Annotated in this window: 21 protein-coding genes; 18 read left to right on the top strand and 3 right to left on the bottom strand. The window is 67.9% G+C overall.

The window, feature by feature from the left end; all coding sequences use genetic code 11:
* Positions 1-10 precede the first annotated feature (10 nt).
* Genes CRO07_RS18765 through CRO07_RS15295 form a run of 3 tightly spaced genes read left to right on the top strand, consistent with a single transcriptional unit; the run spans position 11 to position 2957 of the window.
* The gene (locus CRO07_RS18765; RefSeq protein ID WP_204840026.1) at positions 11-1906 is read left to right on the top strand and encodes a hypothetical protein; all 1896 of its coding nucleotides are present in this window, start codon (positions 11-13) and stop codon (positions 1904-1906) included.
* Positions 1903-2742 (top strand): hypothetical protein, encoded by an 840-nt coding sequence (locus CRO07_RS15300; RefSeq protein WP_141400076.1) that lies wholly within the window; start codon positions 1903-1905, stop codon positions 2740-2742. The genes CRO07_RS18765 and CRO07_RS15300 overlap by 4 nt, the downstream gene beginning before the upstream one ends.
* The gene (locus CRO07_RS15295) at positions 2709-2957 is read left to right on the top strand and encodes a hypothetical protein (RefSeq protein ID WP_097031538.1); all 249 of its coding nucleotides are present in this window, start codon (positions 2709-2711) and stop codon (positions 2955-2957) included. The genes CRO07_RS15300 and CRO07_RS15295 overlap by 34 nt, the downstream gene beginning before the upstream one ends.
* 50 nt (positions 2958-3007) lie before the next feature.
* On the opposite strand, the gene CRO07_RS15290 is transcribed toward CRO07_RS15295, so the two are convergent.
* The gene (locus CRO07_RS15290) at positions 3008-3286 is read right to left on the bottom strand and encodes a GAF domain-containing protein (RefSeq protein ID WP_235841036.1); all 279 of its coding nucleotides are present in this window, start codon (positions 3284-3286) and stop codon (positions 3008-3010) included.
* A gap of 400 nt (positions 3287-3686) precedes the next feature.
* Here CRO07_RS15290 and CRO07_RS15285 point away from each other — a divergent pair, with 400 nt between their 5' ends.
* From CRO07_RS15285 to CRO07_RS15245, 9 genes are all read left to right on the top strand, one after another.
* On the top strand, positions 3687-3950 hold the full coding sequence (locus CRO07_RS15285) for a hypothetical protein (protein WP_097031537.1): 264 nt from the start codon (positions 3687-3689) through the stop codon (positions 3948-3950).
* A gap of 101 nt (positions 3951-4051) precedes the next feature.
* The gene (locus tag CRO07_RS15280; protein ID WP_097031536.1) at positions 4052-5059 is read left to right on the top strand and encodes a sulfate ABC transporter substrate-binding protein; all 1008 of its coding nucleotides are present in this window, start codon (positions 4052-4054) and stop codon (positions 5057-5059) included.
* A 1-nt stretch (position 5060) separates the two neighbouring features.
* Positions 5061-5894 carry a sulfate ABC transporter permease subunit CysT gene (gene cysT / locus CRO07_RS15275; RefSeq protein ID WP_097031535.1) on the top strand — a complete coding sequence of 278 codons (834 nt, stop codon included), beginning with the start codon at positions 5061-5063 and terminating at the stop codon, positions 5892-5894.
* 11 nt (positions 5895-5905) lie between these two features.
* A complete protein-coding gene (locus CRO07_RS15270) occupies positions 5906-6136 on the top strand; it encodes a hypothetical protein (protein ID WP_097031534.1) in 231 nt (76 codons plus the stop codon).
* Positions 6129-7004: a sulfate ABC transporter permease subunit CysW gene (gene cysW, locus CRO07_RS15265; RefSeq protein ID WP_097031533.1), complete on the top strand. Its 876-nt coding sequence runs from the start codon at positions 6129-6131 to the stop codon at positions 7002-7004. The genes CRO07_RS15270 and cysW overlap by 8 nt, the downstream gene beginning before the upstream one ends.
* 10 nt (positions 7005-7014) lie before the next feature.
* On the top strand, positions 7015-7734 hold the full coding sequence (locus CRO07_RS15260) for a sulfate/molybdate ABC transporter ATP-binding protein (RefSeq protein ID WP_097031532.1): 720 nt from the start codon (positions 7015-7017) through the stop codon (positions 7732-7734).
* A 3-nt stretch (positions 7735-7737) separates the two neighbouring features.
* Positions 7738-8190 (top strand): hypothetical protein, encoded by a 453-nt coding sequence (locus tag CRO07_RS15255; protein WP_141400075.1) that lies wholly within the window; start codon positions 7738-7740, stop codon positions 8188-8190.
* A complete protein-coding gene (locus CRO07_RS15250; protein ID WP_097031530.1) occupies positions 8187-8699 on the top strand; it encodes an Lrp/AsnC family transcriptional regulator in 513 nt (170 codons plus the stop codon). Before CRO07_RS15255 ends, CRO07_RS15250 begins: the two co-directional genes overlap by 4 nt.
* 165 nt (positions 8700-8864) lie before the next feature.
* A complete protein-coding gene (locus CRO07_RS15245) occupies positions 8865-9095 on the top strand; it encodes a hypothetical protein (protein WP_097031529.1) in 231 nt (76 codons plus the stop codon).
* Positions 9096-9349: 254 nt separating this feature from the next.
* Here the strand turns inward: CRO07_RS15245 and CRO07_RS15235 are convergent, their stop codons facing one another.
* Complete coding sequence (locus CRO07_RS15235) at positions 9350-10999, bottom strand: AMP-binding protein (protein WP_097031527.1); 1650 nt, start codon at positions 10997-10999, stop codon at positions 9350-9352.
* A 14-nt stretch (positions 11000-11013) separates the two neighbouring features.
* A complete protein-coding gene (locus CRO07_RS15230; RefSeq protein ID WP_097031526.1) occupies positions 11014-11808 on the bottom strand; it encodes a MetQ/NlpA family ABC transporter substrate-binding protein in 795 nt (264 codons plus the stop codon).
* Between the two features lie 428 nt (positions 11809-12236).
* On the opposite strand from CRO07_RS15230, the gene CRO07_RS15225 reads away from it, so the two are divergent.
* The 6 genes from CRO07_RS15225 to CRO07_RS15200 all read left to right on the top strand — a co-directional run bounded on the left by CRO07_RS15225 (position 12237) and on the right by CRO07_RS15200 (position 18469).
* On the top strand, positions 12237-13337 hold the full coding sequence (locus CRO07_RS15225) for a methionine ABC transporter ATP-binding protein (protein ID WP_235841035.1): 1101 nt from the start codon (positions 12237-12239) through the stop codon (positions 13335-13337).
* Positions 13327-13992 carry a methionine ABC transporter permease gene (locus CRO07_RS15220; protein WP_097031524.1) on the top strand — a complete coding sequence of 222 codons (666 nt, stop codon included), beginning with the start codon at positions 13327-13329 and terminating at the stop codon, positions 13990-13992. The genes CRO07_RS15225 and CRO07_RS15220 overlap by 11 nt, the downstream gene beginning before the upstream one ends.
* A gap of 33 nt (positions 13993-14025) precedes the next feature.
* A complete protein-coding gene (locus CRO07_RS15215; RefSeq protein WP_097031523.1) occupies positions 14026-14817 on the top strand; it encodes a MetQ/NlpA family ABC transporter substrate-binding protein in 792 nt (263 codons plus the stop codon).
* Between the two features lie 64 nt (positions 14818-14881).
* On the top strand, positions 14882-16831 hold the full coding sequence (acs, locus tag CRO07_RS15210) for an acetate--CoA ligase (protein ID WP_097031522.1): 1950 nt from the start codon (positions 14882-14884) through the stop codon (positions 16829-16831).
* On the top strand, positions 16828-17337 hold the full coding sequence (locus CRO07_RS15205) for an OsmC family protein (RefSeq protein ID WP_097031521.1): 510 nt from the start codon (positions 16828-16830) through the stop codon (positions 17335-17337). The genes acs and CRO07_RS15205 overlap by 4 nt, the downstream gene beginning before the upstream one ends.
* The gene (locus tag CRO07_RS15200) at positions 17330-18469 is read left to right on the top strand and encodes a trans-sulfuration enzyme family protein (protein WP_097031520.1); all 1140 of its coding nucleotides are present in this window, start codon (positions 17330-17332) and stop codon (positions 18467-18469) included. Before CRO07_RS15205 ends, CRO07_RS15200 begins: the two co-directional genes overlap by 8 nt.
* Positions 18470-18480 lie beyond the last annotated feature (11 nt).

Below are 18480 nucleotides of genomic sequence, written 5' to 3'. Positions count from 1 at the left end.
TGCTCCCCTGATGCCACCGGCTGAGGCCGCGCTTGTGCGCGAAGCCTATGCGGAGGCGAGTGTCATTCTGGAGTTTGGATCGGGCGGGTCCACATGGATCGCCGCGCAGATGCCAGACAAGACCATCCTGAGTGTGGAAAGCGATCGTGCCTGGGCGCATGACATTGCCGCCCGGCTTGCGGCAGAGTCACCGCTCTCGATGCCCGTCATCCATCATGTCGATATCGGGCCGGTCGGCAAATGGGGCAAACCTGTCAATTCCGAGCACTGGACGGACTTCCATCGATATCCGCTGGCGCCCTGGTCGGTTCCCGGCTTTCCCTCGCCGGATGTCGTCCTGATTGACGGGCGGTTCCGCGCGGCCTGCTTCCTGTCTGTTTGCATCAACTGCAAGAAGCCCACCCGTATCCTGTTCGACGACTACAAGGACCGTCCCAATTATCGCCTCGTTGAACGGTTCTTCAAACCGGTGCGGATGGTGGGCCGGATGGCCGAGTTTCATGTCACCCCACTCAGCGTTGATTCCAACGCGTTTCAAGACGTGATCCCCGCCTTTTTCCAGGTCAGCTATGCGGCCCCGCCGGCGGGGCCCGCGTCAGAGCCTTTTGACGTGAACGCGCCCATGCAGGCCAGAATAAAGCGCCTCAAGCGACAGCGGCTGCTGCTTTTGGCCCCCTATCTTCTGGCGCTGTCACCGGTGCTGCTGCCGGCGGCGCTGGGGGTTCGTCTTCTCAGGTGGTCCCGACGGAAATGCAGGAGCAAGGTTGCGAACAGCGCCCCGGTTCCCGCGAAGGCCACGCCAAGCGTGGTTCCGGACAGGTCATGGCAACACGATGCCGCCCCGTTGGCGAACCCTTCGGTCCCTGACATCGGGCAGAACCGAATGAAGGACGAGTTTGTTCTTTATCGGATCATCGGCAACGACCTGGAACCGCGCCATGCGGCGGGGCAGTCGATCACGAACCTCGGGTTCATCCTTGAGCACGAAGGCGAACTGACGGATTGCCGCAAGAAATGGGTGCTGAACCGGATCTACGATCCCGAACAGGAACAGAAGCTTCTGCGGTTGCTTGAGGATCACCGGCAGGATTACATTCGCATTCCCTTCGACTTCGACGAATATGCAAAGATCCCGCTCGACTTCAGCCTGTTCCCCGGGGGCGCAGACTTCTTCCAAAGCGCGGATTTCCGGCGTCTGGACCCCGAGACCCAGCTTCGCGCCACGGTCCAGACCTATCGGCTGCGCAACAATTATGTGATGCACAACAACGGCGCCCGCAACATCGCCCTGGCAACCGGCCGGTCGGAAGCAAAATGGGTTCTGCCCTGGGACGGAAACTGCTTCCTGCCCCGATGCAGTTGGGATGACATCCGTCAGGCGGTCGATGCGCAGGGACATCTCAAGTATTTCGCCGTGCCAATGGCTTGGATGACCGACAATCAGATCCTGCACGGCGATACGGGCTCGATCCTCGCGAACGAAGAGCCCCAGATCCTGTTTCGCGCTGACACGGTCGAAACCTTCGATGAGGCGCATCCCTATGGTCGCCGGCCCAAGGTCGATCTTCTGATGCGTCTGGGGGTGCCCGGCCCGTGGCAGCATTGGACGTCCGACCCGTGGGATCTGCCCCTTTCGCAGCCCTGCGCTGACTCGCGGTTTGTGGGAAGCGCCGGCTGGGTGGCGCGGCTCTCGTCGGGCAAGGCTTTTCTCGAGGCGAGCGGGTCCGAAGCAAGCAGGCATCGCGCCCTGACACGCAGCCGCTCGATCCTGCTGACGCTGCGCAAACTGGACGACGAGGTTCTGCGTCGTCGTGCCGGTTGGTATCGACAGGCGATGGACCACAGCGCCGATGTCGGCAGCCCGTCGCAATCATTCCGTAGCAAACATACCGAGAGAGGGTCGTGAAACCAGATCTAGCCCTGCATGCCGGCTTGCCGAAGACCGGCACGACCGCGCTTCAAAGCCGCCTTGCCGCCTCGCGCGCGGCGCTGCTGGGTGCGGGGTGGCTGTATCCCCAGACCGAAACGGCCAACGCCCATCATTTTCTGGCGCTGTCTCTCGACTTCGCGAACCGGGGGCCGCGGCTGATGGTCAGCCGCTACGGCCGCGACAATGGCCCCGCGGTGTTCGATCGCATGTGGACACGGATGTTGGCCGAGATCGAGGCGTGCCGGCCCGCAGGCGTCATCCTGTCAACCGAGTATGTTTCCAGCCGCATCGGTCTTCCTGGGGGCGACATGCTCTGCGAAAGGCTGCGCGAAACTTTTGGCAACATCCACGTCACGCTTTATCTTCGACAGCCGTCGACGTGGCTGACCTCGATGCTGCAACAGACGGTGAAATACTCTGGTCTGTTGACCCAGCCGCGTCCGATTTCGTGGCGCAAGGACATCGAGCTGTGGGAAAGCCGGTTCCCCGGCTGCGTGGCGGTTCGGAAATACGAGCGGAATGGACTCCGATCCGGCGACATTGCCGAAGATTTCCTGTTTCACGCGCTCGGACGAGAGGATATCCCACTCGCCCCCGCGGTTCAGGTCAACGAGACGATGTCGGCCGAGGCAGCCCTGCTGATGCAGGATTTCCAGATCCGGCATCAGCCGGACAAGGACGACATCCCCACGTCCGAAAAGCGCCGTTTCCGCGAGCGGCTCCGCGAGGCGGATCGTCAGGTTACGCCGCAGGCCCCGCCAAAGCTTCGGGCCGATATATGGATGAGGGATCGACCGACCTTCTGTGGCTAAGGGACCATCACGGGATTGTCTTCGACGGGATCGACTATCGCCGGATCGGACGCCTGCCGACGCTCGACCGAGAGGTTCGGCTGATTTCCGACGCTTTCGAAATCGACGAGAAGCGCCTTGCCCTGCTGCGGCAGACTTTGAAATCGCCGCGGCGAAAGAAATCTGCGGCGGATGGCCTGTGGCGCCGGTTCTCCAGGATATTCGGTATCCGCTGAGGGTCGGTTGCAGCGGCCGGAGGTCTGTGGTTGCGGACAGCTCTTGCCGGCTACGGCGGCCGCCGCTCGGAGCCGGCGATCCGGGGGGTCATGTTGTGGCAGACCAGCATGCCCCACAGCCTCTCGCCATCGGCCAGCCCGATGGTCAGGCTGGCGGCCACATGCGTGTTCTGCATGTATTCGCGGTGGATCGGCGAGACACTGCGAAGCGAGCTGTGCGTCAGGTCGAGCGGCACGAGATCGTCCAGCCCGGGATGAGCCAGCAGCGGCACCGGCTGGTAGCGCCAATCCGCGATCGAGCCCACCCGCTGGCGCAGGTATGACCCCACCTTCGGCGCGACAAGCCAAATCGGCAGAATCGGTCGTGTCTTCCCGGCACCGCGCGGGGCAGGAACCGGGCCACCGGCCGCCCTGATTCGCGGCAGGCCCCGGCCCGCGGGCGCCCCGTTCTCCCCGCGGCGGCCCGTTCTGCCCGAAAATCAGGCAGAGCGGCGGATGGGAAAAGATCCCCTCCGCCGCGGATGCCCGTTCGCCACACGCCTCGGCCGCAGCGACAAGACGCGGCTCCGGCGGGGTTTCCGCCCGATCTTCTTCCACGGCCGGCGGGGTCGGAGAAAATCCTTCTCCCACACCGCCAAAGATCGCCCGATCTCTTTCCTTGCCAATCACGATTTCATCTGTCGTATTTATCGGGACGGCACGGGGCCGTCGGAAGGCAGGGAGACGACCATGGAAGCGAGAGCGTTCGACAGCCGTCAGCCGCAGGGCTTCCGGCGCATGTGCCGCGACCGCGACGCGGAGCGCGCCGGCCCGGTCTGGAGCCTGCATCTGGTGCATCGCGAGACCGGCGCCGTGCTGCGGGTGAACGGGATGCCGCTGGTGATCTACACCCGCGACGCGACCGAGGGGCTGGCCAGCCTGCTCGAGGACCGCGACCCGCGGCTGTGGCGGGCCGAGGTCCGCCGGGTCGCGGACCCGCGCGCCCGGATCTGACCGGCATGACAGTCCCGGACCGCCCGCGCGGTCCGGCCCCCAACCGACACCACGGCGACAGCCGCCACCAAGGCGACGACCGACAGGAAAGTGAGAGACAAATGATGCAGACCTTCCAGAGTTTCCCGCGCGCGCTGGCCGTGGCGGGCCTTGCGCTGGCCGCAGCTTTCGGGGCGCCGGCCTCGGCCGAGACGCTGCTGAACGTCAGCTACGACCCCACGCGCGAACTGTATCGCGAGGTGAACGAGGCTTTCGCGAAACACTGGCAATCGCAGGGCCACGAGGCGCCGACGCTTGAGGTCAGCCACGGCGGGTCCGGCGCGCAGGCGCGGTCGGTGATCGACGGGCTGAACGCACAGGTGGTGACGCTGGCGCTGGCGTCCGACATCGACGCGATCGCGGCGAAGTCGGGCAAGCTGCCCGCCGACTGGCAGTCGAAGCTGCCGCACAATTCCTCGCCCTACACCTCGACCATCGTGTTTCTGGTGCGCGAGGGCAATCCCAAGGGCATCGCCGACTGGGGCGATCTGGTGAAGGACGGGGTGCAGGTCATCACGCCCAACCCCAAGACCAGCGGCGGGGCGCGCTGGAACTATCTGGCGGCCTGGGCCTGGGCCGAGAAGAACGACCAGGACCCGAAGGCCTTTCTGGCCCGGCTGTTTGCCAATGTGCCGGTGCTGGATACCGGCGCCCGCGGCGCCACCACGACCTTCGCGCAACGGGGGCTGGGCGATGTGCTGCTGGCCTGGGAAAACGAGGCCTGGCTTGCGCTGAAGGAGCTGGGCGAGGACCGGTTCGACATCGTCGTGCCCTCGGTCTCGGTGCTGGCCGAACCGCCGGTGGCGCTGGTCGAGGGCAACATCGCCTCGGACGCGCAGCGCGAGCTGGCCACCGCCTATCTGGATTTCCTTTACACCCCCGAAGGGCAGGCGCTGGCCTTCAAGCATTACTACCGCGGCTGGGACGCTTCGGCCGCCGACCCCGCCGATGTGACCCGCTTCCCGGCGCTGGATCTGGTCGACATCGGCCATTTCGGCGGCTGGGCCAAGGCGCAGCCCGAACATTTCGGGGACGGCGGCATCTTCGACCAGATCTACGAGGCGAAGTGACATGCGCCCGCTGGCCCTTCCCTCGCCGCTGCCGGGCCTTGGCCTTGCCATGGGCATCACCGTCACGACCCTGTCGCTGGTGGTGCTGCTGCCGATCGGCGCGCTGCTTCTGCGCGGCGCGGCGATCGGCCCGGCCGAGATCCTGGCCCTGCTGGGACGCGACCGGGTGCAGGCGGCGCTGATCCTGTCGTTTCGGGCCGCACTGGTGGCGGCGGCGTTCAACCTGGTCTTCGGGCTGGCGCTGGCCTGGGTGCTGGCGCGCTATCGCTTTCCCGGCCGCCGCCTTGTCGATGCGGCGGTCGACCTGCCCTTCGCGCTGCCGACGGCCGTGGCCGGCATCGCGCTGACCGCGCTTTACGCCCCGAACGGCGCCTTTGGCCGGCTGCTTGAGCCGCTGGGGATCAAGGTCGCCTATTCCGAGGCCGGCATCTGGATCGCGCTGATCTTCGTGGGCCTGCCCTTCGTCGTCCGCTCGGTTCAGCCGGTGATCGAGGAAATCGACCGCGAGGTGGAAGAAGCCTCGGCCACGCTGGGCGCCTCGCGGGCGCGGACCTTCCTGCGCGTCATCCTGCCGATGCTGGTGCCCGCGCTGCTGACCGGCTTTGCGCTGGCGCTGGCGCGCAGCGTGGGCGAATACGGATCGGTCATCTTCATCGCCGGCAACCTGCCGATGGCAACCGAGATCGCGCCCCTGCTGATCGTGATCCGGCTGGAAGAATTCGACTATGACGGCGCCGTGGCCATCGCGCTGGCAATGCTGGGAATTTCCTTCGCGCTGCTGTTGGCCATCAACCTTGTCCAGATCTGGAGCCGCCGCCGCATGGGCGCAGTTTGACGAGGACCACCATGAACCATGATCCCGATACCCGTCCCGGCTGCCTCGGCCCGCTGCTGATCGCGATCGCGGCAGGGCTGGCGGGCGGCGCGACCGCGCTGCTGACCGGCCAGGGGCCGGGGGTGGCGGTCGGCCTTTACGCGGCCTGCGCTTTGGCGGGCTTCCTGCTGGCGCTGGCGATACTGGCGCTGGCGGCCCCCGTTCCCCGCCCCGTTCCCCATCCCGAGGTCTGCCATGAGTGATACGGCTTTCGCCTCTCGCCTGCCCACCGCCCTTGCCGCCACCGCCGAGCCCGCCTGGGTCCGCCGGCTGCTGATCCTGACCACGCTGGGGCTGCTGGGCCTGCTGGTGCTGGCCCCGCTGGCCGCCGTCTTTGCCGAGTCGCTGCGCAATGGCATCGCGCTGGCGGTGGCCTCGCTGGGGAACCGCGACGCGCTGGCGGCGATCCGGCTGACGCTGATCGTGGCCGCGGTCTCGGTGCCCATGAACGCAGCCGCCGGCATCGCCGCCGCCTGGGCGATCACCAAATTCGACTGGCGCGGCAAGGCCTTGCTGATCACGCTGATCGACCTGCCGTTCTCGGTCTCGCCGGTGGTGGCGGGGCTGTGCTTCGTGCTGCTGTTCGGGGCGAACTCGCTGATCGGCGGGTGGCTGGTCGCCCATGGCTACCCGATCGTCTTTGCCCTTCCGGGCATCGTGCTGGCCACGATGTTCATCACCTTCCCCTTCGTCGCGCGCGAACTGATCCCCGTGATGACCGAACAGGGCCGCGCCGAGGAAGAGGCCGCACTGACCCTTGGCGCCTCGGGCTGGCGGATGTTTCTGACCGTGACGCTGCCCAACATCCGCTGGGCGCTGCTTTACGGCGTGCTCTTGTGCAACGCCCGCGCCATGGGCGAATTCGGCGCCGTGGCGGTGGTCTCGGGCAAGATCCGCGGCAAGACCACCACCATGCCGATCATGATCGAGATGCTTTACAACGAATATCTCTCGGTCGCGGCGTTTTCGATGGCGGCGCTGCTGGCGGCGCTGGCCCTTGTCACCCTGACGCTGAAATCCGCGCTGGAATGGCGCTATGCCGACCAGCTGGCCGCCACCCACCGGCATTAGGACACACCCCATGCATATCCAGATCGACGAAATCGCCAAACACTTCGGCCCGACCGCCGCGCTGCACCCCGTCAGCCTGTCGATCCCGTCAGGCGCGCTGATCGCGCTTCTGGGGCCGTCAGGATCGGGCAAGACCACGCTCTTGCGCATTCTGGGCGGGCTGGAATTCCCGACCTCGGGGCGGGTGTTGTTCGACGGCCAGGACGCGACCGGCCTGACGGTGCAGGAACGCCGCGCGGGCTTTGTCTTCCAAAGCTATGCGCTGTTCCGGCACATGACGGTGTTTGAAAACATCGCCTACGGCCTGCGCGCCCGGCCCCGCCGAACCCGCCCCACCGGGCCCGAGATCGACCGCCGCGTGCACAAGCTGCTCGATCTGATCCAGCTGCCAGACATCGGCGCACGCTATCCCGCACAACTGTCAGGCGGCCAGCGCCAGCGGGTGGCCCTCGCCCGCGCCTTGGCGATAGAGCCCCGGATGCTGCTGCTTGATGAGCCCTTCGGCGCGCTCGATGCCCGCGTGCGCAAGGAACTGCGCCAGGGCCTGCGCGAGATCCACGACGCCACCGGCCTGACCACCGTCTTCGTCACCCACGATCAGGACGAAGCCATGGAACTCGCAGATCTGGTGGTTGTGATGTCCATGGGACAAATCGAACAGATCGGAAAACCCGCAGAAATCCGTGCAAAACCAAAAACAGACTTCGTCAGACAGTTCATATCAGCGTGAATGATGGCGCAGGACCGAAGTCCGACCAACGCCCGGATCGCACGGCTTGTGCTGTGGGTGACCACCAGTCCGTTCCACCCGGACCCCCTCTTACCTCCTGATCTGTTGGACGCAATCCGGGTTCTGGCGGTGAAAGGCTGGCGACTGCGGCGCGCGGGGCCCCGCAACCATGCGGTCTGGCAGGCGGAACCTGCGCTTCAGCACCGGCTGCGGGTCGTGATCGTGCCGGATGGGCGCGCCCGTCTGTCGCTGCCGGAATGGAACGCACTGCTGCGCCACCGGCTGCAACCGCTTCTGCCGGCGCTTGCCCCGGCCGATCCGGCCCTTCTTGGCCAGGCGGCCGACCGGCTGCGGGCCGCGCTTGCACCCGAATGGCTTGGCCCCGGCCGGCCTCTCGGACCCACTTCCGCCGCGCACGACCTGCGCGCACGCCACCCCCTGAGGACGGATAGATGACACTGCTTGACACCACCCCGGAAAGCCTGACCCGCGCCCCGGCCATGGACCGGATCGACCGCAAGATCATCCACGAGTTGCAGCGTGACTGCTCGATCTCGATCGCACAGCTGGCCGACCGCGTGGGCCTGTCGCAGACCCCGTGCTGGAAGCGCATCCAGCGGCTGGAACAATCGGGCGTGGTCACCGGAAGGGTGGCCCTTGTCGATCCCGTGCGGATCGGGCTGGGCCTGACGGTCTTCGTCGAAATCGAGGCCCCCGACCACAGCCCCGCCTGGCGCGCACGCTTTGCCGAGACGGTGACCGCCCTGCCCGAAGTGGTGGGCCTCTGGCGGATGGCGGGCGATGTCGACTACATGCTGAAGGTCGTCATGCCGGACATGCACGCCTTCGACCGCTTCTACCAGCGCCTGACCGAGGCCACCGCGCCCAAGAACGTCACGTCGAAGTTCGCCATGGAGCGCATGAAGGACACCACCGTCTATCCCGTCAACACGACAGATCCCTGACAGCGGCGCATCGACTGTCGGCCCGATGCAGGCGGTGCTTCGGAATGGTTTCCTACAGAATGCGCCGCCGACAGACGGAAGTCATCGCCGCAGACTGGAAAAGAGGCAGATCAAAACACGACAATCATGCTAGTATATTCGCGGATGAAATGGAGTCACCGACCGATGCATTCAGCGCAGACATCCTTCGCCAACGCCGGCATCACGTCAGTGTCCGAAGGCCCCGCCCGTGCCACGATGATCGGCAAGGCGCAGGTCCGCATCCTGTCGGCGACGCGGCCCTGCCCGTTCGCCCTTGCGGTGTTCCTTCTGGCCTATGCTGCGGTGGTAGGGATCATCGTGGCGCCGTCGGGAAGCCTCAGTTCGCCCGGCGCAGGTGCCTCCGACATCCGGTGACATGATGTTCCACGGTCCGGACCCGGAACTCGCCCGTCTGCTGATCCCCCAGCCGCAGCCGAACCCCAAGGCCCGCCCGCTTTCCCTGTTCCGTCTGTTCGCGCGGTCTTGCGCAGCCGTCACCCTGCGGTCGTCTGGCGAAGCGCAAGCCAACCCGACTGTCGCGGCCCCCGACGATCGGCAAGCCTGACAGGCCCTTCCTCCACAGAACATCAGCCGACCGGCGCCCGCTGGAACGGGCGCCTGCCGTCGGTTCAGGTCGACGATGGCGCCGCCGCGATCCGGCGGGCCTCTTCGCGAAGGGCCGCCTTCTGGATCTTGCCGGTCGCGGTCTTCGGCAGTTCGCGGAACACCACCCGCCGCGGTGCCTTGAAATGCGCAAGGTGATCGCGCACCCAGGCGACAAGATCGGCCGCGGATGGCACCGGACCATCGGCGCGCAGGGTGACGAAGGCGGCCGGTGACTCGCCCCAGAACGGGTGCGGCTCGGCCACCACGGCCGCCTCGAGCACGGCGGTATGGCGCGACAGGACTTCCTCGACCTCGAGCGAGCTGATGTTCTCGCCGCCCGAAATGATGATGTCCTTGGCGCGGTCCTTGACCTCAAGATAGCCGTCAGGGTGCAAGACGCCCAGATCGCCGGTGCGCAGCCAGCCCCCCGCCAGCGTCTCGGCGGTGGCGGCGGGGTTCTTCAGATAGCCGAGCATCACCGTGTTGCCGCGAAAGGCGATCTCGCCCAGCGTCCGGCCATCGGCCGGAACCGGTCGGCCCTCCGGGTCCAGCACGGTCACATCCTCGACCGCCACCAGCGGCACCCCCTGCCGCGCGCGGACCGCGGCCAGCTCGGCCGGGGCGAGGTCGGCCCATGCCGCCTGCGGCGCGCAGACCGTGGTCGGGCCATAGCTTTCGGTCATGCCATACATATGGATCACATCGAAACCCCGCGCCGCCGCGGCGGCCAGCACGGCCGAGGTCGGCGCCGCTCCGCCGGTGCCGATGATGACCGGGCGGCTGCCGGGGCCGCGCTCGGGCACGCCGTCGCGGACGTTCAGGATCATCGTCAGCACCACGGGGGCCGCGCAGAGATGGGTGATCGCCGCCTCGTCGATCCGGTTCAGGATCGCGACCGGATCGACCCGTGGCAGGCAGACCTGCGTGGTTCCCGCCGCGGCGGCGGCCCAGATGCCGCTCCAACCGTTGCAATGAAACGCGGGCAACGTCCAGAGATAGCGGCTGTCGCTGCGCAGGCCCAGCACCGCCATGTTGGCCAGCGCCGCCAGATGGGCGCCGCGGTGGTGCAGCACCACGCCCTTCGGGTTGCCCGTGGTGCCGCTGGTGTAGTTGACAGCGATCGGATCCCATTCGGATTGGGGCAGCCGCCAAGGCGCAGGCACCGCCGCGGCCAGCGCAGCCTCATAATCCGCGGCGCCCGATAGCCCGGCGGGCAGCGGGCCCTCGCCCGCCACCAGCACCGCAGGCGGATGGTCAAGGCCCGCCAGGGCCTCGGCCGCAAGCGCGGCAAGGCTCGCGTCAACCAGCAGCACCTTCGCCTCGCTGTGGGCAAGGATGAAGGCCAGCCCCGCCCCGTCCAGCCGGGTGTTCAGCGGGTTCAGCACCGCCCCGGCCAGTGGCACCCCGAAATGCGCCTCGAGGATCAGCGGCACGTTCGGCGCCAGCACCGCCACCACGTCGCCCGGTTCGACCGAAAGCGCGGCCAGCGCCCCGGCAAGCCTGCGGCAACGCTCGGCGTAATCGGCCCAGGTGAAGCGTCGGTCGCCGTCGATTACGGCGACCTGCCCCGGCCAGACCCGCGCTGCCCGGCGCAGGAAGGTGAGGGGCGACAGCGGCACATCCGTTGCCGGCGAGGGCGTCAGACCGGCCCATCGGTCCTGCGGAAAAGGCATCGTGAAATTCCTTTTCACCAAGTGGGCAGGATGGTGCCGTCAAAGCGCGACAGGATGAACTCCTTCACCTCGGGCGAACGGTAGAGGTTGATGAAGGTTTTCAGCCGCGCATCCTCGGCATTGTCGCGCCGGGTGGCCCAGACCAGATGCCAGCGGCTGTGCTCGTCTTCCAAAATCAGCGCCGTCTTCGGATCAAGCCCCGCCAGCACGGCATAGTTCAGCGTGATGACGGCGGCATCGACATCGGGCAGCGAGGTCGGAAGCTGCGCCGCGTCCAGTTCCACAAAGCGCAGGTTGCGCGGGTTCCCGGCCAGATCAAGCACGGTCGCCGTGATCCCCGCACCCTCCTTCAACCGGATCACGCCGGCCTTCTCCAGCAAGAACAGCGCGCGGGCCGCGTTGCTCGGATCATTCGGAATGGCGATGGTGCCGCCTTCGGGCAGATCGGCAAGCGAGGCAAGCCGCGCCGAATAGACCCCGGTCGGCACCACGATCGAGGCCGGCCCCGGCACCAGATCGAAACCGCGCGCGGTGATCTGGTTCTGAAGATAGGGGATGTGCTGGAAGTTGTTGGCGTCAAGGTCGCCATGCGCCAGCGCCTCGTTGATCAGCGGCCAGTCGGTGAACTCTATGATCTCGGCTTCGATACCTTGCGCGGCCGCCAGTTCGGCCGTGTGGCGCAGGATGTCGCCATAGGGGCCGGCAGAGACGCCGATCTTCAGCGGGTCGGCGGCCAAGGCGGGCAGCGCAAGGCCCAGCGTGGCGCCAAGGCCAAGGGCCGCGATCAGGTGGCGGCGAGTCGTCTTCATCTGTCGTCCTCTCGTGTTTCTTGTCTGGCAGGCGGCGGGAATCGCCCGCGGCCGGTGTCGGATGTCGACCGGCACCGACTGTAGGCGCGGACGGTTCCGCGCCGAATTCCAAAGACGACTCAACCAGTAGAGATTTATCCTACCACCCCACGCAGCCGGAGAGAGTTGTTCCCGTGCGGCCCGCCTGTCTCTGCATCGTTGGGTGCAAGGGCGCCGGATGCTGTCGGCCTGCCCGCCGCGGACGGGGAATGGTCTTCTCCCGAACGGCCCGCGCAGAGACGGGACGCATCGTATTCCGCCAGTCTTTGGATTGGCCCACGCAGCACCCGGCCCTTATCAATTCCCCAAGAAAAGGTTGCTTCAAAACAAAAGGTTGCCGCCATGCCCTGCCAAGTGCCGACATCCAGACCCAGCGCGGGAGGACAGACATGAGCCTGCTGCGCCCCCTGCCTGCCCTGCCTTCCACGCTGGCCGAAGCCGCCGCGGGGACGACCCCCGCCGTAGCGTTCGAGCAGGTGTCGAAAAACTATTCTGCGCGCCGGGGGCAGCCCCCCGTGCCGGCGCTGCACGATGTCAGCCTGAGCCTCGATCCGGGATCGATCACCGGCGTCATCGGGCCCTCGAGCGCCGGAAAGTCGACGCTGATCCGGCTGGTCAACGGGCTGGAACATGCCACCTCGGGCCGGGTGTGCGTGTTCGGCCGCGAGGTCGGCGCCCTGACCGAAGCCGAATGGCGGCGCGAGCGGCGCTCGATCGGCATGATCTTCCAGCATTTCAACCTGCTGTCCGCGCGCACGGTGTTCCAGAACGTGGCCCTGCCGCTGGTGATTGCCGGCGTTCCGTCAGCGCAGATCCGGCCCCGGGTCGAGCGGCTGCTGGATCTGGTGGGCATCGCCGACAAGCGCGACCGCTACCCTGCCGAACTGTCGGGCGGGCAGAAGCAGCGCGTCGGTATCGCCCGGGCACTGGCCAACGATCCGCGCATCCTGCTGTGCGACGAGGCGACTTCGGCACTCGACCCTGAAACCACACTGTCCATCCTGCGGCTGCTGCGGCAGGTGAACCGGGATCTGGGTGTGACCATCCTGCTGATCACCCACGAAATCCCGGTCATCAAAGAGATCTGCGACCGGGTGGCCGTGCTTGAAGCCGGGCGGATCGTCGAAAGCGGCCCGGTGTTCGACGTCTTCACCCGCCCCGCCACCCCCATCGCCGCGCGCTTTGCGGTCGCCGCGACCGGCGTGGACCTGCCTCCCGAATGGGAGGCGCGCAAGGTCGCCCCCGGGCAGGCGGGCGGGCGCAGCCTTGTCCGCATCACGCTGGCCGGGCAGGCCGGCGCCGCGCTGGCCCGCCTCGGCGCCCTTGGCCCCGGCGTCGAGATTGTCTCGGCCCGGATCGACGCCATCGGCGGGCGGCCCTTCGGGGTGGTGCTGGCGCTGCTCGATCCGAAAACCGTGCCGCTGGCCCGGCTGCGGGCGGCCCTGCCCGATCCCCGCCCCTTGATCGAGGAGATCGCCCATGTCGCCTGAACTGATCCGCCTGATCGCCGAGGCGACCTGCGACACACTCTACATGGTTGCCATCTCGGGATTGATCGGGGCGGCGGCGGGGCTGCCGCTGGGGCTCTTTCTCGCCAACAGCAAGCGGGGAGAGTTGTTCGCCGCCCCCGCACTGAACGCGGTGCTCGGCATGATTGTGAACGCCACCCGCTCAACCCCGTTCATCATTCTGGTGGTGGCGATCGTGCCGCTGACGCGGGCCATCGCCGGCACCTCGATCGGCACCACCGCCGCGATCATCCCGCTGTCCATCGCCGCCGCGCCTTTCATCGCCCGCATCGTCGAGGGCGCGGTGCGCGAGGTCGATCACGGCCTGATCGAGGCCGCCCGCGCGATGGGTGCAACGCCCCTCCAGATCGTGACCCGCGTCCTGCTGCCCGAGGCGCTGCCCGGCATCGTGCTGGGCCTGACGCTCGCCGTTGTCAGCCTGCTGGGCTACTCGGCGATGGTCGGCGCGGTCGGCGGCGGCGGTCTGGGCGATCTTGGCATCCGCTACGGCTATCAGCGGTTCATGCCCGAGGTGATGGCCGTCGTCGTCCTCGTCCTCGTCCTGCTGGTGCAGGCCACCCAGACCGCCGGCGAGCGGCTGGCCATCCACCTTAACAAGCGCATCCGCCGGCCCTGACCGGCGGCCCTTCCCCATCCCAAGGAGATCGACATGTCCCGAAACCTGCTGTCCCGCGCCCTTCTGCTGGGCGCGACCGGAGCCGCCTTGCTTGCCCTTCCCGCACTGGCCGAAACCCTGCGGATCGGCGTGACGCCCGGCCCCCACGCCCAGATCCTCGAGGCGGTCCGCCCGATTGCAGCGCAGAAGGGCCACAAGATCGAGATCATCGAATTCTCGGACTATGTGGTGCCGAACGAGGCGCTGAACGCCGGCGAGATCGAGGCCAACAGCTTCCAGAACCAGCCCTATCTTGACAACCAGATCCGCGACCGCGGCTATGACATCGTGGCGGTGGCGCAGACGGTGAACTTCCCGCTGGGGATCTATTCCGCGAAACATGCCGACTGGGCCAGCCTTCCTGAAGGCGCCACCATCGCGATCCAGAACGATCCGACCAACGGCGGCCGCTCGCTTTTGCTGCTGCGCGACCACGGCGCGATCACCCTGCGCGAGGGCGTGGGCTTCACCCCCACCGTGGCCGATATCGTCGAGAACCCGAAGAAGCTGAAGATCCTCGAGATCGACGCGGCGCAGACGGCCCGTTCGCTGCCCGATGTGGATGCGGCGGCGGTCAACACCAACTACGCCACCGAGGCCGGGCTGAAGCCGTCAGACGCGATCCTGCGCGAAGACCCCAAGGGCCCCTATGTCAACCTGATCGCGGTGCGCAAGGCCGATGCCGATGCCGCATGGGTCAAGGATCTGGTCAACGCCTATCACTCGCCCGAGGTGCGCGCCTTCGTCGAAGCCGAATTCGAAGGTTCCGTCCTGCCGGCCTGGTAAGGCCGGGACGGACCGGGGGTCGTCGACCTCCCCGGCGACCCCCACTCTTTTCGCAGGAAATCCGATGACTGAACTTGTCCCTGTCCCGCAGGATCTTGCGGCGCGTGCCCATGTCGATCTGCCGACCTACCGCCGCCGCTATGCCGCATCGCTGCGTGCGCCCGATGACTTCTGGGCCGCCGAGGCCGCGTCTCTCGACTGGATCCGCCCGTTCCGCGAGGTGTCAGACACGAACTTCGACCCGGCCGACCTGCGAATCCGCTGGTTCGCCGATGGCACGCTGAACGCCTCGGTCAACTGCATCGACCGGCACCTGCCGGCCAAGGCCGATCAGCCCGCCCTGTTGTGGGAGGGCGACCGGCCGGGGGAAAGCCGCACCGTCACCTGGGCCGAACTGGCCGATCAGGTCAACCGCCTCGCAAACGTGCTGCGGGGGCTGGGGGTGGCCAAGGGCGATGTGGTCACGATCTACATGCCGGTCCTCCCCGAGGCGATCGTGGCGATGATGGCCTGCGTCCGCATCGGTGCGGTGCATTCGGTGGTGTTCAGCGGCTTTTCGGCCGAGGCGCTGGCCGACCGGATCCGCGATGCGGGCGCGCGCGTGGTCATCACGGCGGACGAGGGGTTGCGCGGCGGCCGCGTGGTGCCGCTCAAGCGCAATGCTGACCGCGCGGCGGCCGCGGCCGGAGGCGTCGCGCATCTGATCGTGGCCGCGCGCACCGGCGCCGCGGTGCCGATGACCCCCGGTCGCGACATCCGCTGGGGTCCGGCGCTGACTGCCGCCGATCCCTGGTGCCCGCCCGTCGAGGTCGGGGCCGAGGATCCGTTGTTCGTGCTCTACACTTCGGGGCCGACCGGGCGGCCGAAGGGTCTGGTCCACACCACGGGCGGCTATCTGGTGCAGGTCGGCACCAGCTGGCGCACCATCTTCGACTGGCACGAGGGCAATGTCTTCTGGTCTACCGCCGATATCGGCTGGGTGACCGCGCACAGCTACAAGATCTACGGGCCGCTGCTGAACGGCGCCACCTCGGTCCTGTTCGAAGGGGTGCCAACCTTTCCCGATTCCTCGCGCTGGTGGTCGATCATCGAGAAGCACCGTGTCGCGATCTTCTACACCGCCCCCACCGCGATCCGGTCGCTGATGCGCGAGGGCGAAGCGCCCGTGCGCCGCCACGACCTGTCCTCGCTGCGCGTGCTGGGCTCGGTCGGCGAGCCGATCAATCCCGACGCCTGGCATTGGTTGCATCGCATCGTGGGGGGCGGGCGCTGCCCGATCGTGGACACCTACTGGCAGACCGAGACCGGCTCGGTGCTGCTGGTGCCGATCCCGGGGGCGGTGGCGAACAAGCCCGGCGCCGCCGGCAAGCCCTATTTCGGCGTCCGCCCCGTGGTGATGGACCCCGCCGGCCGCCCTGTCGCGGGGGCGGGGCGCGGCAGCCTGTGCTTCGCCGGCTCTTGGCCCGCGCAGGCGCGCACGATCCTGCACGACCACGACCGCTTCCTGCGCACCTATTTTTCGCCCTTCCCCGGCCATTTCTTCACCGGGGACGGAGTCGAGCGCGATGGCCTTGGCTATTACCGCATTACCGGGCGGATCGACGATGTGCTGAACGTCTCGGGCCACCGGCTGGACACGGTCGAGCTGGAAAGCGCCATCGCCAGCCACCCCGCCGTGGCCGAAGCGGCGGTGGTGGGCATCCCCCATCCGGTCAAGGGACAGGCGATCTTTGCCTTCGTCACGCTGAAGGCCGACCAGCCGGAGACCGAGGCGCTGAAGGCTGCGATCGTGGCGCTGGTGCGCGAACGGATCGGCCCGATTGCCACGCCCGAGGCGCTGCTCTGGGCACCCGCGCTGCCGAAGAACCGCGCCGGCAAGATCCTGCGCCGCGTGCTTGCGAGGATCGCCGCCGGGGACTACCACGATCTGGGCGACACGACGACACTCGCCGATCCCGAAGCGGTGGACGAGATCATCCGCCGCCACCGGGCCAGCCAGAAGGAGCCGACATGAACGCCGAGGATCTGCGCGCCCTACAGGCGCCGCTGAAGGAAAGCTACAAGGCCGATCCCGCGGCGGCGCGGGTCACGCTGCGGGCCAGTGGCACGCTGGGCGAGGGCCTGTCCTGCCGGCTGGAAACCGGCCGGGCGCTGATCGAGGCCGGGCTGCATCCGGCCACCGGCGGCAGCGGCGCGCAGGCCTGCTCGGGCGACATGCTGCTTCAGGCGCTGGTCGCCTGCGCGGGCGTCACGCTGAACGCCGTGGCCACGGCCATCGGGTTCGAGCTGCGCGGCGGCACCGTCACCGCCGAGGGCGATCTGGATTTCCGCGGAACGCTGGGGGTGGACCGCGAGGCGCCGGTGGGGTTCTCGGCGATCCGGCTGCGCTTCGATCTCGACACCCCCGAGCCGCAGGACCGCATCGACACGCTGACGAAACTGGCCGAACGTTACTGCGTCGTGCTTCAGACGTTGACCGTGCCGCCGGCCATCGCGTTGCAGGTCGCCGCCCATGACTGACCGCGCGCTTACCCCCGAGACGCTGGCCGCGCAGGCGCTGGGTCATGTCGACGGCCCGACCGGGGCGCTGATCCCGCCGATCCACCCCTCGACCACCTTTGAGCGTGACGCCGACACCGGCTATTCCCGCGGCCGCGTCTATGCCCGCGCCGACAACCCGACCTTCGACGCCGCCGCCGAGACGCTGACCCAGCTGGAAGGGGGCGAGGCGACGCTGCTGTTCTCCTCGGGCATGGCGGCGGCGACGGCGGTGTTTCTGGCGCTGAACCCCGGCGATCATGTGGTGGCGCCGCGGGTGATGTATTGGGCGCTGCGCGGCTGGCTTCTGGATTTCGCCAGCCGCTGGGGGCTGCGGGTCGATCTGGTGGACACATCGGATCTTGACGCGGTGGCGGCGGCCGTGCGGCCCGGCCAGACCCGGCTGATCTGGCTGGAAACGCCCGCCAACCCGACATGGGAAGTGGCCGACATCGCCGCCGTGGCCGGGATCGCGCATGCGGCGGGGGCGCGGCTGGCGGTGGATTCCACCGTGGCCACGCCGGTCCTGACCCGGCCGCTGGAGCTGGGCGCCGATATCGTCATGCATTCGGCCACGAAATACCTCAACGGCCACAGCGACGTGGTTGCCGGCACGCTGACCACCGCGCGGCGCGACGAGGTCTGGTCGCGGATCGAGACGATCCAGCGCCAGAACGGCGCGATCCTCGGCCCGTTCGAGGCCTGGCTGCTGCAACGTGGCCTGCGCACGCTGTTTCCCCGCCTGCGCTGGCAATGCCATTCGGCTTCGCTGCTGGCGGACCGGCTGGCCGCCCATCCGCGGGTGGCGGCGGTGCTCTATCCCGGCCTGCCCGGCCACCCCGGCCACGATGTGGCGCGGCGGCAGATGCAGGGCGGCTTTGGCGGGATGCTGTCGATCCGGGTCGCGGGCGGGCGCGAGGCCGCCATCGCCACCGCGGCGCGGGTGCGGATCTGGACGCGGGCGACATCGCTTGGCGGGGTGGAAAGCCTGATCGAGCACCGCGCCAGCATCGAGGGGCCGACCTCGCCGGTGCCCGACGACCTGCTGCGCCTGTCGGTCGGGCTTGAGTCGACCGAAGACCTTTGGGCGGATCTCTCAGCCGCGCTGGACTGAACGGGCCGGAC

This window comes from Cereibacter ovatus (genome assembly GCF_900207575.1).
Classification (GTDB): domain Bacteria; phylum Pseudomonadota; class Alphaproteobacteria; order Rhodobacterales; family Rhodobacteraceae; genus Cereibacter_A; species Cereibacter_A ovatus.
This window is presented reverse-complemented; position numbering and strand designations above follow the sequence as displayed.